This window comes from Ammonifex thiophilus (assembly GCF_003368535.1).
GTDB classification, from domain to species: domain Bacteria; phylum Bacillota; class Desulfotomaculia; order Desulfotomaculales; family Ammonificaceae; genus Ammonifex; species Ammonifex thiophilus.
This window is the reverse complement of record NZ_QSLN01000009.1, coordinates 60,148-73,967: the sequence shown is the minus strand read 5'-3', so window position 1 is coordinate 73,967 and position 13,820 is coordinate 60,148. Positions and strand designations below refer to the sequence as shown.

General features: G+C 57.5%; 16 protein-coding genes and 1 riboswitch. Of the genes, 2 read left to right on the top strand and 14 right to left on the bottom strand.

From position 1 onward, the window contains the following. Positions 1-193 precede the first annotated feature (193 nt). Positions 194-1,420 carry a GTPase HflX gene (hflX, locus tag DXX99_RS07335; RefSeq protein ID WP_115792846.1) on the top strand — a complete coding sequence of 409 codons (1,227 nt, stop codon included), beginning with the start codon at positions 194-196 and terminating at the stop codon, positions 1,418-1,420. Here hflX and DXX99_RS07330 read toward each other — a convergent pair. The 12 genes from DXX99_RS07330 to nadE form a co-directional block, all read right to left on the bottom strand. Beyond that, positions 1,365-3,380, bottom strand: a complete 2,016-nt coding sequence (locus DXX99_RS07330; RefSeq protein ID WP_165847765.1) for a putative bifunctional diguanylate cyclase/phosphodiesterase — start codon at positions 3,378-3,380, stop codon at positions 1,365-1,367. The two genes, hflX and DXX99_RS07330, sit on opposite strands and share 56 nt — an antisense overlap. 152 nt (positions 3,381-3,532) lie before the next feature. After that, a complete protein-coding gene (locus tag DXX99_RS07325) occupies positions 3,533-3,730 on the bottom strand; it encodes a ferredoxin (protein ID WP_115792844.1) in 198 nt (65 codons plus the stop codon). Positions 3,731-3,869: 139 nt separating this feature from the next. Then, a complete protein-coding gene (locus tag DXX99_RS07320; RefSeq protein ID WP_115792843.1) occupies positions 3,870-4,637 on the bottom strand; it encodes a LysM peptidoglycan-binding domain-containing protein in 768 nt (255 codons plus the stop codon). Between the two features lie 6 nt (positions 4,638-4,643). Then, a riboswitch (cyclic di-AMP (ydaO/yuaA leader) is annotated at positions 4,644-4,809 on the bottom strand. Between the two features lie 102 nt (positions 4,810-4,911). Beyond that, positions 4,912-6,774: a SpoIID/LytB domain-containing protein gene (locus tag DXX99_RS07315; protein ID WP_115792842.1), complete on the bottom strand. Its 1,863-nt coding sequence runs from the start codon at positions 6,772-6,774 to the stop codon at positions 4,912-4,914. 84 nt (positions 6,775-6,858) lie between these two features. Further along, the gene (locus DXX99_RS07310) at positions 6,859-7,089 is read right to left on the bottom strand and encodes a DUF2905 domain-containing protein (protein WP_015739599.1); all 231 of its coding nucleotides are present in this window, start codon (positions 7,087-7,089) and stop codon (positions 6,859-6,861) included. A 1-nt stretch (position 7,090) separates the two neighbouring features. After that, on the bottom strand, positions 7,091-7,642 hold the full coding sequence (locus DXX99_RS07305; protein ID WP_115792841.1) for an epoxyqueuosine reductase QueH: 552 nt from the start codon (positions 7,640-7,642) through the stop codon (positions 7,091-7,093). After that, positions 7,639-8,682: a Holliday junction branch migration DNA helicase RuvB gene (gene ruvB / locus DXX99_RS07300; protein WP_205664663.1), complete on the bottom strand. Its 1,044-nt coding sequence runs from the start codon at positions 8,680-8,682 to the stop codon at positions 7,639-7,641. Before ruvB ends, DXX99_RS07305 begins: the two co-directional genes overlap by 4 nt. After that, positions 8,679-9,260 (bottom strand): Holliday junction branch migration protein RuvA, encoded by a 582-nt coding sequence (gene ruvA / locus DXX99_RS07295; protein ID WP_165847764.1) that lies wholly within the window; start codon positions 9,258-9,260, stop codon positions 8,679-8,681. Before ruvA ends, ruvB begins: the two co-directional genes overlap by 4 nt. Further along, a complete protein-coding gene (gene ruvC / locus DXX99_RS07290) occupies positions 9,254-9,727 on the bottom strand; it encodes a crossover junction endodeoxyribonuclease RuvC (protein WP_240610862.1) in 474 nt (157 codons plus the stop codon). Before ruvC ends, ruvA begins: the two co-directional genes overlap by 7 nt. 23 nt (positions 9,728-9,750) lie before the next feature. Further along, on the bottom strand, positions 9,751-10,353 hold the full coding sequence (locus DXX99_RS07285) for a hypothetical protein (protein ID WP_115792838.1): 603 nt from the start codon (positions 10,351-10,353) through the stop codon (positions 9,751-9,753). Between the two features lie 85 nt (positions 10,354-10,438). Continuing rightward, a complete protein-coding gene (locus DXX99_RS07280) occupies positions 10,439-11,197 on the bottom strand; it encodes a YebC/PmpR family DNA-binding transcriptional regulator (protein WP_115792837.1) in 759 nt (252 codons plus the stop codon). Between the two features lie 25 nt (positions 11,198-11,222). Further along, a complete protein-coding gene (nadE, locus tag DXX99_RS07275) occupies positions 11,223-11,954 on the bottom strand; it encodes an NAD(+) synthase (protein ID WP_115792836.1) in 732 nt (243 codons plus the stop codon). A 198-nt stretch (positions 11,955-12,152) separates the two neighbouring features. Between nadE and DXX99_RS07270 the strand changes: the two genes are divergently transcribed. Next, a complete protein-coding gene (locus DXX99_RS07270) occupies positions 12,153-12,302 on the top strand; it encodes a DUF1540 domain-containing protein (protein WP_115792835.1) in 150 nt (49 codons plus the stop codon). A gap of 46 nt (positions 12,303-12,348) precedes the next feature. Here the strand turns inward: DXX99_RS07270 and DXX99_RS07265 are convergent, their stop codons facing one another. Continuing rightward, positions 12,349-13,095 (bottom strand): ABC transporter permease, encoded by a 747-nt coding sequence (locus DXX99_RS07265; protein WP_115792834.1) that lies wholly within the window; start codon positions 13,093-13,095, stop codon positions 12,349-12,351. Beyond that, complete coding sequence (locus tag DXX99_RS07260) at positions 13,092-13,814, bottom strand: ABC transporter permease (RefSeq protein ID WP_205664662.1); 723 nt, start codon at positions 13,812-13,814, stop codon at positions 13,092-13,094. Before DXX99_RS07260 ends, DXX99_RS07265 begins: the two co-directional genes overlap by 4 nt. Positions 13,815-13,820: the final 6 nt, after the last annotated feature.

Genomic DNA, 13,820 nt, shown 5'->3' with positions numbered 1-13,820 from the left:
GAGACCTCACCCTCCTGAGTGGTTGGATTGTCAACTACTCGTCCCTGGCAAAAGGACGGTGAGGTCTCTTCTTCTTTTTCTCCTCCCTCGGCTCCTGCAAGAACTCCTACGGTAACTTTACACTAACAGCTCCAGCCGGGAGTTCTTTTGCTAAAATGAATCTTAGAATCAAGAAGGAAAGGCGGGAGGCAATATGGAAAAAGGCGTGGTCTGCTACCTGGCCCAGGAAGAAGAGGAAGAAGAAATTGAATACGATCTCCAGGAGCTAAAGGAGCTTTTGCGCAACGTGGACATCGAAGCGGTGGCCACGGTGGTGCAACGCCGCCCGCCTGATCCCCATTACCTCTTAGGCCCGGGCAAAATCGCCGAGGTCAAAGAGTTGGTGGAAAGAGAAAAGCTTCAGGCGGTGGTTTTCAACCGGGAGCTCTCCCCCCGCCAGGTGCAGGCGCTGGAGGACTTTTTCGGTCCGGAAGTGGCCGTTTGGGACCGCACCCAGGTCATCCTAGAAATTTTTCGCCGCCGGGCCCGGTCGCGGGAGGGAAAAATCCAGGTAGAACTAGCTCGACTTACCTATCTTTACCCCCGCCTCTACGGCCTGGGGGGCACTCTCTCACGCCTGGGAGGCGGAGTGGGCACCCGGGGCCCAGGGGAAACCAAGTTGGAAGTGCTGCGCCGGGCCCTGCGAAGGCGCATAACGGAGCTGCGCCGCGAATTGGAAGAGGTGCGCGCCAGCCGAGACCTGCTGCGCCGCCACCGCCAACGAAGCGGCATACCGGTGGTGTCTCTGGTGGGCTACACCAACGCCGGAAAATCGACTTTGCTCAACGCTCTCGCCGCCGAAGGGAAAGAAGTACTAGCCGAGGATCGCCTCTTCGCCACCCTGGATCCGGTGAGCCGGCGCGTAGTTCTTCCTTCCGGTAGGGTTTTCTTGCTCACCGACACTGTGGGGTTCATAAAAGACCTGCCTCCCAAATTAAAGGAAGCCTTTAAAGCCACCTTGGAAGAGTTGGAGGTAGCCGACCTTTTGCTGCACGTCATCGACCTCACCAGTCCTTATCTGGACGAGCAGCAGCGGGCGGTGGAAGGCATCCTGGAGGAACTGGGACTGGCAGAGAAGCCAGTTCTCAAGGTCTACAACAAAGTGGATCGCTATGCTGGCATTCTACCGGCCGACGGAGTGGTGATTTCGGCCCTAAAGAAAATCAACCTCGACCAGCTGCTTCACCAGATAGAAACCCGCCTCTTCCAGGAAGAAGAAATAGAGCTCTTCCTCCCCTTCACCTCTCTAGGGAAGCTGGAAAAGTGGCGGGAGCGCGTGCGAGTAGTGGCCGAAGAGTATGGAAGTGAAGGGGTCAAGGTAACCGTCAGGGGGCGGCCGGAAGATCTGGCCCGCCTGCGGGCTCAGGTCGTCGGGCAATGATTACTTCTACCGGCTCCGGACGGCCGAAGTAATAACCCTGGCCGAAATCGGTTCCCAGTTCTCTAAGTATTTGCAGGGTTTCTTCGCTTTCTATCCCCTCCGCCACGGTAAGCTTACCTAAGGTGTGCGCCACCGTGTTCATAGCCTCTACCAAGGCTCGGTGCACCCGATCGGAAGCAAGCCCGCGGATAAAAGAAAGATCTATCTTCAAGTAGTCCACCGGCAAGCTACGCAGGTAGCTGAAGGTGGAAAAGCCGCTGCCGAAGTCGTCCAGAGCCAGCTCGCACCCCAGCCATCTTAGCCTGCTGAGCCACCTTTCCGCCCGCAGGAGATTCCTTATGGCCGCCGTTTCGGTCACCTCAAATCCCAGGCGCGAAGGATCCACTTCCTTCTCCTTGAGCTTCATCTGCAGGTACTCTAGAAGAGTGTCATCCCCCACACTCAGACCCGACAGATTCACGAAAAGCTTGAGCTGTGGATGAGCCTTTAGGATATCCAGAGCCGACTCTATAACCCAGCGGTCGAGACGAGGCATGAGACCAAAGCGCTCCGCCAAAGGGATAAACTGCGCCGGCGAGCAGTACTTATCCACGCACTCACGCAGCCGCAGCAAAGCCTCATAATGAACCACCTGCAAATCCGAAAGCCTAACCACCGGCTGCAAGAAGAGTAGCAATCCCCGTCCGGTAACCAGAGCCTCCTTGAGCAGATTCAATACCTCCTGCTCCCCTTTAAGCCTGGCCAACAACTCTTCCTCTGGCTGGAAAAGCACTACCCGATTGCGCCCCTCTTCCTTAGCCCGCCTTAGGGCCAGGTCAGCCTGGCTCATCACTGTTTCCGCCGCCTCGTCCCCCTTGACCAGAGCAATACCTATGCTTATCGTTACGCGGGCCATTCTGCCATCCAACTCAAAAGGAGTTTCCTCTACCCGCTGGCGGAGTTCCTCCGCCAACCTACAGGCCTCCTCTTCAAAAACATCCTCCATCAACACCATGAACTTATCGCCGGCCACTCGGGCTACGATGTCCTCTTCGCGAACGTTTTCCCGCAAGAAACGGGCAAAGGCTTGCAAAAGTCGGTCTCCTGCCTTATACCCCCAGTTATCGTTGATTAACTGGTAGTTGTCTACATCTATCACCATGAGCGCACTGGAGAGTCCTCGCCGGGCCTTCAACACCGCCTGCTTCAGATGGTCTTCCAGATAAAAGCGGTGCGGCAGGCCGGTGAGAGGATCGTAATGTACCAAATGGTGAAGCTTCTCCTGCACCTGCAGGCACTGTTCCCGGTGCGCCAGAACCTCCAGACCGAAGGAAATGTCGGCTGCTATTTGGGCCATAAGCTCCAGCTCTTCTTTGCCCAAAACTCCGGGTTTCTCCGCCCCGAAGGCCAGAAAGCCCGAGATGTCTTTGTTGGCCGTGAGAGGTAGAAAGGCCAGCGTCCTTATCCCTTGGGCCAGGAAAAGGTCCTTAAAGGGGAACTCTTCCTCGTAGGAGAGTAGATCGTTAATCACCTGGTAGGGCGGAGCTAGAGAACTGGGCACAAAAGCGGGAACTTCTCTTCCTGCCCGGGCCACCAGTTCCCAGTAGCCATTGGGCCCCTTGAGCATGGCCCAGGCCGTGGCGAAAAGGCCCTCTTCTACTGCCGCCCGACAAACAGCTGCCAGAAGCAGCTGGGGGCTTTGCAGGCGGATCAAAGCGTGGTTGGTCTCCGCCAAGAGGACGTACATGCGGTTGAGATGCTCGATCCTCTCTTCCGCCCGCGCCTGCAGGGAGCAGAAACGCCGCAGTCCCAGATACAGGAAAAGAGCGGTCAAGGCCACAAAAACCAGCCCCTTGGCCAGGCCGAGGTGGTAGCTGAAAGGCGGAGGAAAGGCAAGGGCTAACCAGCGATCGGAAAAAAAGACCCATAAAGAGGCGAGCAGAAGGTAGATCAACGCCACTCTCTCCGCCAGCAGCCGCATCGAAGCCATCCTTTCTGGCCAAATTTCGACATCAAATACCATAATATTCCCTATACCGCCGCCGTCAAGTCAAAAAAGATAGACAGCCCCCTTTAGAATTTTTTCAGAGGCTGCCCATCTTAAAAGCAAGGAGCGCTAAAGAAGCGAAATTCCTACTCCTCTACCCAGTGGATACATTCTGCCGGGCAGGAGTCGATGGCCTCCTGGATCTTGTCTTCGGGAGCTCCGTGAGGGTTTATAACCTCTGCGTACCCTTTGTCAGGATCCAGGCGGAAGACTTCGGGCACCAGAACCTCACAAGTCCCGCAGGCCATGCACTCGGAAGTCTCAATGTAAGGAATGCGAGCCATACTTACCTCACTCCTCCAATGAAAAATTTGCAGGTGCTCTTAATATTCAATATGCCCCGTCATTTTCCTGCTAAAAACCAGCCGAAACTTTTAAAGCCCCGCCTTCTTTAAGGGCGGGGCTTTAAAAAGGCATCGGAGTTTAAGGTTTACCGTAGCAGAAGATAAGGTTACCTAGCACGCAAGCTACCGGTAAAGAGCGGAGGTAAGCATTGTTGGCCCACCAAGCGTAGAAGTAGGTGGCCCCGTTGGTGGGGTCCCAGCCGGAGAGGGCATCAAGTGCTGCCCGGTAAGCCTCCGGCGAGGCCGGTCGGTTAATCCACCCGTTGAGCACCGGCTCGAACTGGTAATGCCCATCCACCACCTGATAAATGACCCCCGGAATGCTCTTGGGGAAACCGGGCGTCTTCACCCGGTTAAGCACCACCGCTCCCACCGCTACCTTAGCTATGTAAGGCTCGCCGTCAGCCTCGGCCGTGATTAGACGAGCCAACAGATCGATATCCGAGCGACTAACGCTTATCTCCCCCCGGGAAACGGCCGGGACCGGGCTCGCAAGGGGAATGCGCAAGACCTGCCCCGGGTAGATGAGGGAGGAGCTCAGGCCGTTAAGGCGCATAATTTCCTGGTAAGGAACGCCAAAGCGCTTACCTATGAAGTAAAGGGTGTCTCCGGAGCGCACGGTGTAAAGGGTGAAGGGCTGGTCGGGGATGTAAAGCACCTGGCCAGGGTAAATGAGAGTGGTCCATAAACTATTGGCGTACTGAATGGCCTCCACCGTGGTACCGAACTGGCGGCTTATCTTATAAAGGGAATCACCAGGCTTGACAGTGTAGTAGGCAGCCCAGGCGGGCAGGGCGCTAAAGAGCAAAAACCCTAATCCGACCAAAAGGCGTGAGAAAAAGCGCATGGACTCTTACCCCCTCTTCTGGCCTCTGGGGTTAGTTGACGGGTTCGGGTCGAGGGTCACCCTACCGGCCTCCCGCTTTACCTCACCCCCTTTTGAGGGAAGGCCGGATTCACCCCTTGCCGTTGATTTCCCCCATACCCCGGTACTACCGGGGATTCGGCCTTTCTAGCTTCGGCTGCATTTTACCGACAATTAGTTAGACAAACAAGACTGAAATTGCTGGAAAAGAAAAAAGCCGGGATCTTAGTCCCGGACATTTGCCTTTAAGCTTTCACTATAATTTTGCCAGTTTTGCCCCCGGATAATAAAAGGCAAGTATGTCGCGATAACTAAAACCTCTCTCAGCCATTCCCCGAGCTCCCCACTGGGACATGCCCAGGCAGTGCCCCCAGCCGTCGCCGGTGAAGGTAATCCGGAGTAGCTTGCCCGTAGCGGGATCGTAAACTTTAATCATGTCACTGGCCGGCGCCTTGAGGCCAAAGACTATCCGCACATAGTCGGCGTTCCCCAGCTTTTGTCGCACCATTTGGCCCGACCCGTTCCTCCCCAAAACCTCCAGAACTTTTACCCGGCCGGTGGCCGTGCGCTCCACCACGTAGACGTCCTCCACCACAGTCACGTCGTAGCCTCGCTGGATCAGGCGGGAAGCAACCTGATCCGGAGTGAAGCTTTCCTGCCAGCCGTAGTGCGGGTTACCCGAGACGTGATCGTAAGGATCTGGACGGGCCGCCAGATAGTCGCAGGGGTAACGCCAGACATCCTCCGCGCGCTCAGTATAACCTCCATCGGAGCTGCAGAAGTAGGCAGCGACAGGCTTTCCTCCGCACAGGAGTACCTCTCCCCTGGTTTCCTCCACTGCTCGGCTGGAATTAGGTTGCTCGTAATTCATCCCCCCGTAAACCTGATCCCGCGTGTCGCTGAGAAGCTGGTAGGGAGCCTGCGTTCCGGCCTTCTCAACCTTGCACCACGCGTAACTCCTGGCCGCCACCGCCTGGGCCTTCAGGGCCTCCAGCGGCCAAGAAGCCGGCATTTCCCCGGGGACCACGCCTTTGAGGTAATCTTCCATATCCAGCTCGTTGATTAACCGGAGAGCATTGCCGTCAAGGTCCAAGCGCAGATGGCCCCGATAACGTTGACCGGAGAAGCTTCCCCCACTGAGGGCAAACCAACCCTCCTTCTGGCTTGTAGCCAGCACCAGCGGCCCCGGGTAAAGACCGATAGTTCCACGGTTCTTATCCACCTGGATTGCCGAGACGCCGCCGGGCAGGGGAAGAGTCACCACGGAGAAGATGACGACGTCACCGGAGGAAAGGAGAACCAAAGTCTTGCCTGCCCCGTCGAGTAAGGCGTAGCTGCCGCTAGGAACTACCTTAACTGCCGTTTCCCCCTGGGAGAGAAGCACCCGCACCGGCTGGTCGAACCGGTAAGGAGAGAACTCAAGAGGCTCGGGGTCGTTACTTCCCCCTGTGCCGCGCGAGACCGGGGGAGAAGTAAGTAGAGGCTCAGTGTAAGGTGTAGCCACCCAGCCCTCCCGACCATTTTCTAGCTGCACCTGGTACCAACCAGAAGCAGCCTTCAAAACGCGGAGCACTTCTCCCTTTTCCACTCGCCCTTTGATACCGTAGCTGATCCCGGGCCCCGTCCTCAGATTAAGGGCGGTGGCTAGCACTTTAGCCGCTGGCGGCAGGACGACCCTAACCGTCTGGGTGTCCGCCTCCCAGTTGACCACATACCCCAAGGCCTCGGCTACGAACCGGGCGGGCAACATGGTCCGGTCTTGGTAGATCAGAGGGGCTACGTCGATCTCCCGCCGCTCGTTATCGATCCATAGGGCCGGCTCCCCGACCACTAGTTTCAGCACAGGACCGTCGAGGTCTAAAGTGACGGTCTTGGTCGCCGCATTCCAGTTCACTTTTTGCTCCGAAACCCCTAGGGCGTAGGCCAGGTAACGGACCGGCACATAGGTGCGGTCCCGCTCCAGGAAGGGAGCCACATCCATCGGATATTTCTGCCCTTCGGCTTCGTAATACTTCTGCCCGATGCGGAAGATGATTTCTGCCGGCGCTGCCCGCGCCCACCCCGCACCTACGGTGAACAAGAGGAAGAAAATACTAAACCCTAGCAACCAACGACGCATCTCAACCCCCCCTGCCGCAAGCTTTTGGTCTACCTTTTTCGACAGGAGGAGTCACTTTCCTGCTCCAGAGAAGTACAAAAAGTGTTAACGGCGGAAAAAGAAGAAGAGGTTTAGAAGCAGGGTTAAAAGCAGGCTCAGGAGGATACAGGTGGCTAACGGGAAGTAGAAGCTGAAATTGCCTTTATGGTAGTAAATGTCTCCCGGAAGGCGCCCCAGACCCGGCACCTTGCCGATGAGAAAGAAGAAGAGGGCCAGAAAAAGGAAGAAAAGTCCTAAGAGCAAGAAAAACTTGGCCATCTGCTGCCCGAAATCCATCCTACTCCCCCTTTCCCGGCTTCTTTTCCCTCCAGTAGCGCTCTTTTTCACTATAAAGACAGCCGCAATACTGCTGGCGGTAAAGCCCCAGCTTTTTGGAAAGCTCTACCCCTTCTTTAAAGCCCGGGCGGAAATCCCGGTAAAGAAAGGGTAGACCGTAAGCCTCCGCTACCGCCTCGGCAGTCTCCTTGATAAGCTCGTGCTTCTGAAAAGGGCTTACCAGCAAAGTAGTGGTGAAATAGTCGAAACGGCCGTGCTTGGCTACCGCCGCCGTCCGCTCCAGCCTTAGGTGGTAGCAGAAACGGCAGCGCAGAGCTTCGCGATAGGCCACCCGGCGGAAGAACTCTTCTATAGGGTAGTCTTCGGCATAGATCACCGGCAGATCAACGCTTTCCGCGAACTGGGCCAGCGCCTCTCGCCGCCGCTGGTACTCCGTGTAAGGATGGATGTTAGGGTTAAAGAAAAAGCCGTAAACTTCAAAGTTTTCCCCCCGCAAAACCTTTGCCGGGTAGATAGCGCAAGGACCGCAGCAGATATGCAACAAAACTTTCATCCTTTCTCCTCCGGCCACAAAGTCTCCTGCCGTAAAGCAGAAGGGGGTTTGATCCCCAGATGACGGTAGGCCTCAGGCAGGGCCAGGCGCCCCCGGGGGGTGCGCACGATGAGTCCCACCTGCAAAAGATAGGGTTCCACTACCTCCTCCAGGGTGCTAACCTCTTCCCCTGTGGAGGCAGCCAAGGCCTCCACCCCCGCTGGCCCCCCGCCGAAGCGCTCGATGAGACACCGCAGGTAGCGGCGGTCGACCGGGTCAAGCCCCAGCTCGTCCACCGCCAGAAAGTCGAGCGCTTCGGCAGCCAGACCTTCCGTTATCACCCCTTCCGCCTTGACCTCCACGTAGTCTCTAACCCTGCGCAGAAGGCGGATGGCCACGCGCGGCGTGCCTCGCGCCCGGCGGGCAATGACGGCTGCCCCTTTAGGCGAAAGCTTTATCCCCAGAATTCTAGCCGTACGCTCCAGAATGCGCTCCAGCTCCGCGGGAGAGTAGTACTCTAGGTGGAAAGCCAGGCCGAAGCGGTCCCGCAAGGGGGAGGACAAGAGTCCCACGCGGGTGGTAGCTCCCACCAAGGTGAAAGGAGGAAGAGAAAGGCGCACCGCCCGTGCCCCCGGCCCCTTACCTATAACCAGATCTAAGGCCCGGTCCTCCATGGCAGGGTAAAGGATCTCCTCCACCGCCCGACTGAGGCGGTGGATCTCATCAATAAAGAGCACATCTCCCGGGGAAAGAGAAGTAAGAATGGCAGCCAGATCCCCCGGCCGCTCGATGGCCGGGCCGGAGGTAACCCGCACATTGACTCCCATTTCCGCCGCGATAATCCGCGCCAGCGTGGTCTTCCCCAGGCCCGGCGGGCCGGAGAGGAGGACGTGATCCAAAGGCTCGCGGCGCCGGCGTGCGGCCTCGCAAGCTATCTGCAGGGCCTCCTTGACTTTCTCCTGCCCTATAAATTCCTCCAGCCGCCGCGGACGAAGGGGAAGCTCAAATTGCCTTTCCCCTTCCACCGCTTCTGCTGCTACCAGTCGCGGTTCCCTCTTCATGCCTCCTTACCTTCCTTCCGGCGCCCTAGATAAGCCAGGCTCAACCTAAGTAGCTCCTCTATTCTCTGCGCCCCGCCGGCCTTAGCTTCTCGCACCGCTTCTTCTGCTTCTCGGCGGCGATAGCCCAAGTTCATAAGGGCCGCCACGGCCTCGGCAGCTCCTTCGTCCTCCACCGGCGCACCCTTCTCCTCCTTCAGCTCCAGCAGCAACCGCCGGGCCGTTTTCTTTCCCACACCGGGAACCGTGGTAAGTTTTTCTAGATCCTCGCGCCTTATCGCCTCGCGCAGCTCTTCTACCGAGAAACAGGAGATAAGCGCCAGAGCAGTTTTGGGGCCCACCCCGCCAACTCTTAAGAGGCGCAAGAAAAAATCCCTCTCTTCCCGGTCGCCGAAGGCGTAGATCTCCGGCCGATCCTCACGTAAGAGCAGGCAAGTGTAAAGCTCGACTTCTCCCCCTTTAGCTGGCAGGCGCTCGTAGAGGGAGAGGGGAAGAAAAACCTCAAACCCCATCCCCCCCACCAGGATCACTGCCCTCCCCCGCTCTTTCTCCAGCACCGAGCCGCGCAAGAAAGCTAGCACCCTTCTTTCACCACCTGTGACAAATGGCAGATGGCCAGAGCCAAAGCGTCGGCCACATCGTCGGGGGAAGGAGGGGCAGATAGTCCCAGTAGCTCCTTCACCACAAACTGCACCTGCCTTTTAGTAGCGCGGCCGTACCCCGTGACCGCCTGTTTGACCACCTGCGGGGGATAAGAGAAGACCGGGCAGTCGCTTTCCGCCGCCGCCAGAAGCACCACACCCGCTACTTTCCCCACCATCATGGCCGTCCGAACGTTCTGCCCCCAAAAAAGCTCCTCCACCGCTAGAGCGTTGGGCTGGTACTTTTGCAAGAGCTCCTTTAACGCCCGGTACAAACTCCTCAGACGCGAGGGCAAAGGCTGACCTGCCGGGGTACGGATGCAACCGTAGGCTACCGTCTCCAGACGCTGTCCATCTTCCCTAACTAGCCCGTACCCCAACCTTTCCGCTCCGGGGTCGACGCCCATTACCAGCAAAGAAAGCCCACCCTCTATTCCTGCAGTTCGTCCAAGTTTTCCAGGGCCGCTTTTAATCTCTTCTCATCAGGGAACTCTAACTCCTGCTTGAGCTGCGCTTGAACTTCCGGGGGTTGAGAGGCAAAGTCCATGGCCTTTTCCAGCTTGGCTCGCAAATCGGGAGGAAGAGAGGAAAGTGGTAATCTTTTGTCCTGGTAAAGGCATACTCGGTCACACCCCAGAGGCCCGGCAAAAACCGCCAGATAACCGTCCTTTATCCCTAAGTGGCGATAAGAACGGCAGCGGGGGCAGAGTTCGTTTACCTCCTGGACCAGGCGCACGCTCACTGGGAGGTTAAGGGTGTGCCGCCACCCTTCCTCTGCCGGGAAGCGCTGGAGCAAAGCCTCGGCCCGAAGCCCCTGCCACTCTGGCGGAGCCGGCCCCTCCTGTACCAGCTCTCGCTCTCCGCAGAGATAGACCCGTTCCACCGTCACCAGGGTCTGGGGCCCCACTACAGGGCTGCGCCAGGCGTTCCAAACCTTGGCAGCCCGCGTCCCTCCCCAGCAAGCCACCCCTACCAGGGCCGCTAGAGCCAGGGATAGTAGCAGGATTCTGGTCCAACGGCGCTTTTGAGCCATAAATATCCTCCTTTTCTATATAAATCCTTAACGCAACACCAATTATGCGCCGCCGGACCGTATTTTATACCTCACTAAAATCCCCCTAAACGCGGGCCGAGACCTCTTCCATCAAAGTGGAGGGTATATCGAAGTTGGCGTAGACCTCCTCCACGTCGTCAAGATCCTCCAGCGCCTGCACCAGGCGCAAAACTTTCACCGCCTCCTCCCCTTCCAGCGGCACGGTGGTCTGGGGAAGGAGGGTCAGCTCCGCCGCTTCCACCGGGACCCCCTGCTCCTGAAGCTTCTGCTTCACCCTAGCCAGGTCTTCGGGGGCGGTTATGATTTCAAAGGTATCCTCCGTCTCTTGCAGGTCATTGGCTCCAGCCTCCATGGCCAAAAGGAGCAAGTCTTCCTCCGAGAAGCCACTGTCCTTACGCACCGTTATAAGTCCCTGGGAACGGAAGAGCCAGGAAACGCATCCGGCCTCGCCCAGGCTCCCGCCGAACTTGCTCAGAATGTGCCGGACCTCGGCGGCAGTGCGGTTGCGGTTGTTGGTAGTGGTGCGGATAAGCAAAGCCACTCCACCAGGGCCGTAACCTTCGTAAAAGACCTCCTCGTACTTTTCCCCCGCTCCTTCCCCTAGAGCTTTCTGGATGGCCCGCTTGATATTCTCCATAGGGATATTGGCTTCCCGGGCCCGGTCGATAGCCGCCCGCAACCGCGGGTTGGCCTCCGGATCCCCCCCTCCCATACGCACGGCCACCATAATTTCCCGGGAAAGCTTGGTAAATATTTTGCCGCGCTCGGCGTCCACTTTGGCTTTCTTGCGTTTGATCTGTGCCCACTTAGAGTGCCCTGCCATCCTTCTCACCAACCCGGAACTAGCCTTAAAAAGGCGGAGTTAATGGAGGAAAAAGCTTGTGCCGGTGCTTGGCCTTGAGGCTCTCGATCCGCTCTTTCACCTCCGGAGAAGCTTCCCCGTAAAGAATATAACGGTCGAGCTCCTCGTATGTAAACCCCATCTCCTCCGCATCGGTCTGCCCCTCCCAGAGCCCCGGGGAAGGGGGTCGAGCAATGATCCTTTCGGGTATTCCCAAGTAGCGGGCAATCTCCTGCACCTGAAACTTTAACAAATTGGCCAAGGGCATGATGTCCGCCGCTCCGTCCCCGAACTTGGTGAAGTGGCCAATGGTGAGCTCGCAGCGGTTGCCCGTGCCCACCACCAGATACTGCCGGTCGTTGGCGAAAAAGTAAAGCACGGTCATACGCAAGCGGGGCTTGAGATTGGACAAGGTAATGGTGCGGTGATCGAGCTCTTCGAAGCGCTTGCCCGTTAGAAGTTCCGCCAGTTGAGCGTATATGGCGTCGAGATTCACTTTTACGTAAGGAATGTCGAAAGTGCGGGCCAAAAGCTCGGCGTCTTCGGCATCTTGGGGGCTACTATGACAGGGCATGATCACTCCCAGAGTGTGGTCCGGACAGGCCCGCTTGCAAAGAACCGCCGCCACCGAAGAGTCTATACCCCCACTTAGCCCCACCACAAAACCCTTCTGCCCGGTCTCTTCTAACTGCTCTCTTAACCATTTAACCAGGGCCGAGACGAGCTCCGCCGTTTGCAAGACCTACCCCTCCATCCCCTCTTCACCTACCATTGCTTAAATTATCTTAGCACACTAACTGCCCAAGGTAAACCGATTCTAGGGCCCTCGTGCGAAAATACTTTTTCGTAGCGAAAGGAAAAGAAACGAGACGCATAAAGAAACGGTGGGTAGGAAAGATTAAGCAGCAGAAGGACGAAGGTAAAGGAGGTGTGAACCATGCCCGATATCAAGTGCAGTGTCTCCGAGTGCCACTACAACGAAGGGATGCGCTGTAATGCGCCCATGATCCAGGTGGAAAGGGATAACACTGCCAGCGCCTCTACTTCCAGTCACACCCGCTGCGAGACCTTTAAGAAAAAGAGTTAAAGGCATCCATGCCCTGTTTGCCCGGTATTCGGGCAAACAGGGCCTATTAATCTTCCTGCCTCATCAGGCGCCACCAAGAAAGTAGTCCGAAAAGAACCAGCCAAGCAGCCAGCAGAACCATAAGGGAGAAGGGAACAGGCTTGCAAGCGAAAACGTGGCGCAGAGCCTGGGTGACCGGCGTCAGCGGGGAAAGCCAGATAAGCTTCTGCAAAAAGGGAGGCAGGCGGTCCAGGGCGGCCAGAGTCCCGGAGAAAAAGCTCATGGGGATGAGAAGAAACTCGTTGATCAGGGCCTGGTCGTCAAAAGAGCGGAGACAGAAGCCCAGAAAGACCCCAAAAGAACTACAAACAATGGCCGCCAGCGGCAACCAGAAGAGGAGTGGCCAGGGAAGCCTTATCCCAGGAACCAGGAGCAGCGCCAGCAAAAGGACGATAAGCCCGGCGAAAAGCCCCCGTAAAGCTCCCGTGAGGACGAAGCCCCACCACAAGGCGAAGTTAGAAACCGGCGCCAGGCGGTAAGCCTCGAAGGTTCTAAAAAAGAGGCGACTATAAAAGAGCCGAATGATTACCGAGGAAACGGCGTTGTTGAAAACGGCCAGGGCCACGATGCCGGGCACCAGAAACTCCAGGTAGCTCACATTTCCGGGCAGCATAAGGCGGAAGCGGTAACCTACCCCCAAGCCGAAGGAAAGGAGGAAGATCAGGGGGGAAAGAGTGTAGGTGATTAAGTAAAACCAGAAGCGATGGCGCCAGGTGAGCATCTCCTCCCAGACTATGGGGAACCAGTCCCTCATTCCTGCCGCCTCCAAACCAGCAAAAGGTAGGCTAGAAGGTAAAAGGCGAGACACCAAGCCAGGCTTTGGCCCAACCAGCTCCAACGGCAGCTCGCCTCCACCGCCAGGAGACGCAGGTTGTAGGTGGCGGCGGTGAGAGGAAGAAACCAGCTAAGAGTGGCTAAAGCGCCGGGCAGATGTTCCACGGGGAAAAAGGTGCCGCAGAAGAAGGTCATAGGAAAAACCACCAGGTTGGAAAAAACCAGCACCTGCCGGTCGCCGTTGGCCACCATGGCCACCGCCACCGCCAGAGAGGCGAAGAGCAGGCACACGATCGCCAACTGCACCCAGAAGAGAAGCGAGAAGTGAAATTCCCGCACCGCCAGCCAGGCCACGGTGTAGACCAGAGTGGCCACCACCAGCCCTTTTAACCCCCCGGCCACCACGTGCCCCCAGAGCAGGCTGTTGGTAGAGATGGGAGCTAGCAGGTACTCGTCCAGCACCCGGAAATAAGTGCGGCGCAGGGTGAACCAGTTCACCAGATCGCCGTAGCTGGCGCTGACCGCCGCCATGGCCACCAGGCCTGGAACCAGGAAAAGGAGATACTGGTGGGAAGGACCGAAGTTCCAGGCAAAGAGGGCCAAGAAAATAAGAGGGCGGTTTAGTCCCCCTAGCAGGAAGCGCCACCAGCGCCGCCGCCATACCAACCCCATGGCCAGCACCAAGGGTACCCAGCCCAAAACGCC

Coding starts and splice junctions, on each gene's coding strand:
- DXX99_RS07330 (WP_165847765.1), bottom strand. CDS start 3,380: ATGCGGCTGCTGGCGGAGAGAGTGGCGTTGATCTACCTTCTGCTCGCC.
- DXX99_RS07320 (WP_115792843.1), bottom strand. CDS start 4,637: ATGCGCTTTTTCTCACGCCTTTTGGTCGGATTAGGGTTTTTGCTCTTT.
- ruvC (WP_240610862.1), bottom strand. CDS start 9,727: ATGGGCGTCGACCCCGGAGCGGAAAGGTTGGGGTACGGGCTAGTTAGG.
- DXX99_RS07325 (WP_115792844.1), bottom strand. CDS start 3,730: ATGGCTCGCATTCCTTACATTGAGACTTCCGAGTGCATGGCCTGCGGG.
- DXX99_RS07285 (WP_115792838.1), bottom strand. CDS start 10,353: ATGGCTCAAAAGCGCCGTTGGACCAGAATCCTGCTACTATCCCTGGCT.
- DXX99_RS07310 (WP_015739599.1), bottom strand. CDS start 7,089: ATGGATTTCGGGCAGCAGATGGCCAAGTTTTTCTTGCTCTTAGGACTT.
- DXX99_RS07315 (WP_115792842.1), bottom strand. CDS start 6,774: ATGCGTCGTTGGTTGCTAGGGTTTAGTATTTTCTTCCTCTTGTTCACC.
- DXX99_RS07270 (WP_115792835.1), top strand. CDS start 12,153: ATGCCCGATATCAAGTGCAGTGTCTCCGAGTGCCACTACAACGAAGGG.
- DXX99_RS07280 (WP_115792837.1), bottom strand. CDS start 11,197: ATGGCAGGGCACTCTAAGTGGGCACAGATCAAACGCAAGAAAGCCAAA.
- DXX99_RS07265 (WP_115792834.1), bottom strand. CDS start 13,095: ATGAGGGACTGGTTCCCCATAGTCTGGGAGGAGATGCTCACCTGGCGC.
- DXX99_RS07305 (WP_115792841.1), bottom strand. CDS start 7,642: ATGAAAGTTTTGTTGCATATCTGCTGCGGTCCTTGCGCTATCTACCCG.
- ruvB (WP_205664663.1), bottom strand. CDS start 8,682: ATGAAGAGGGAACCGCGACTGGTAGCAGCAGAAGCGGTGGAAGGGGAA.
- hflX (WP_115792846.1), top strand. CDS start 194: ATGGAAAAAGGCGTGGTCTGCTACCTGGCCCAGGAAGAAGAGGAAGAA.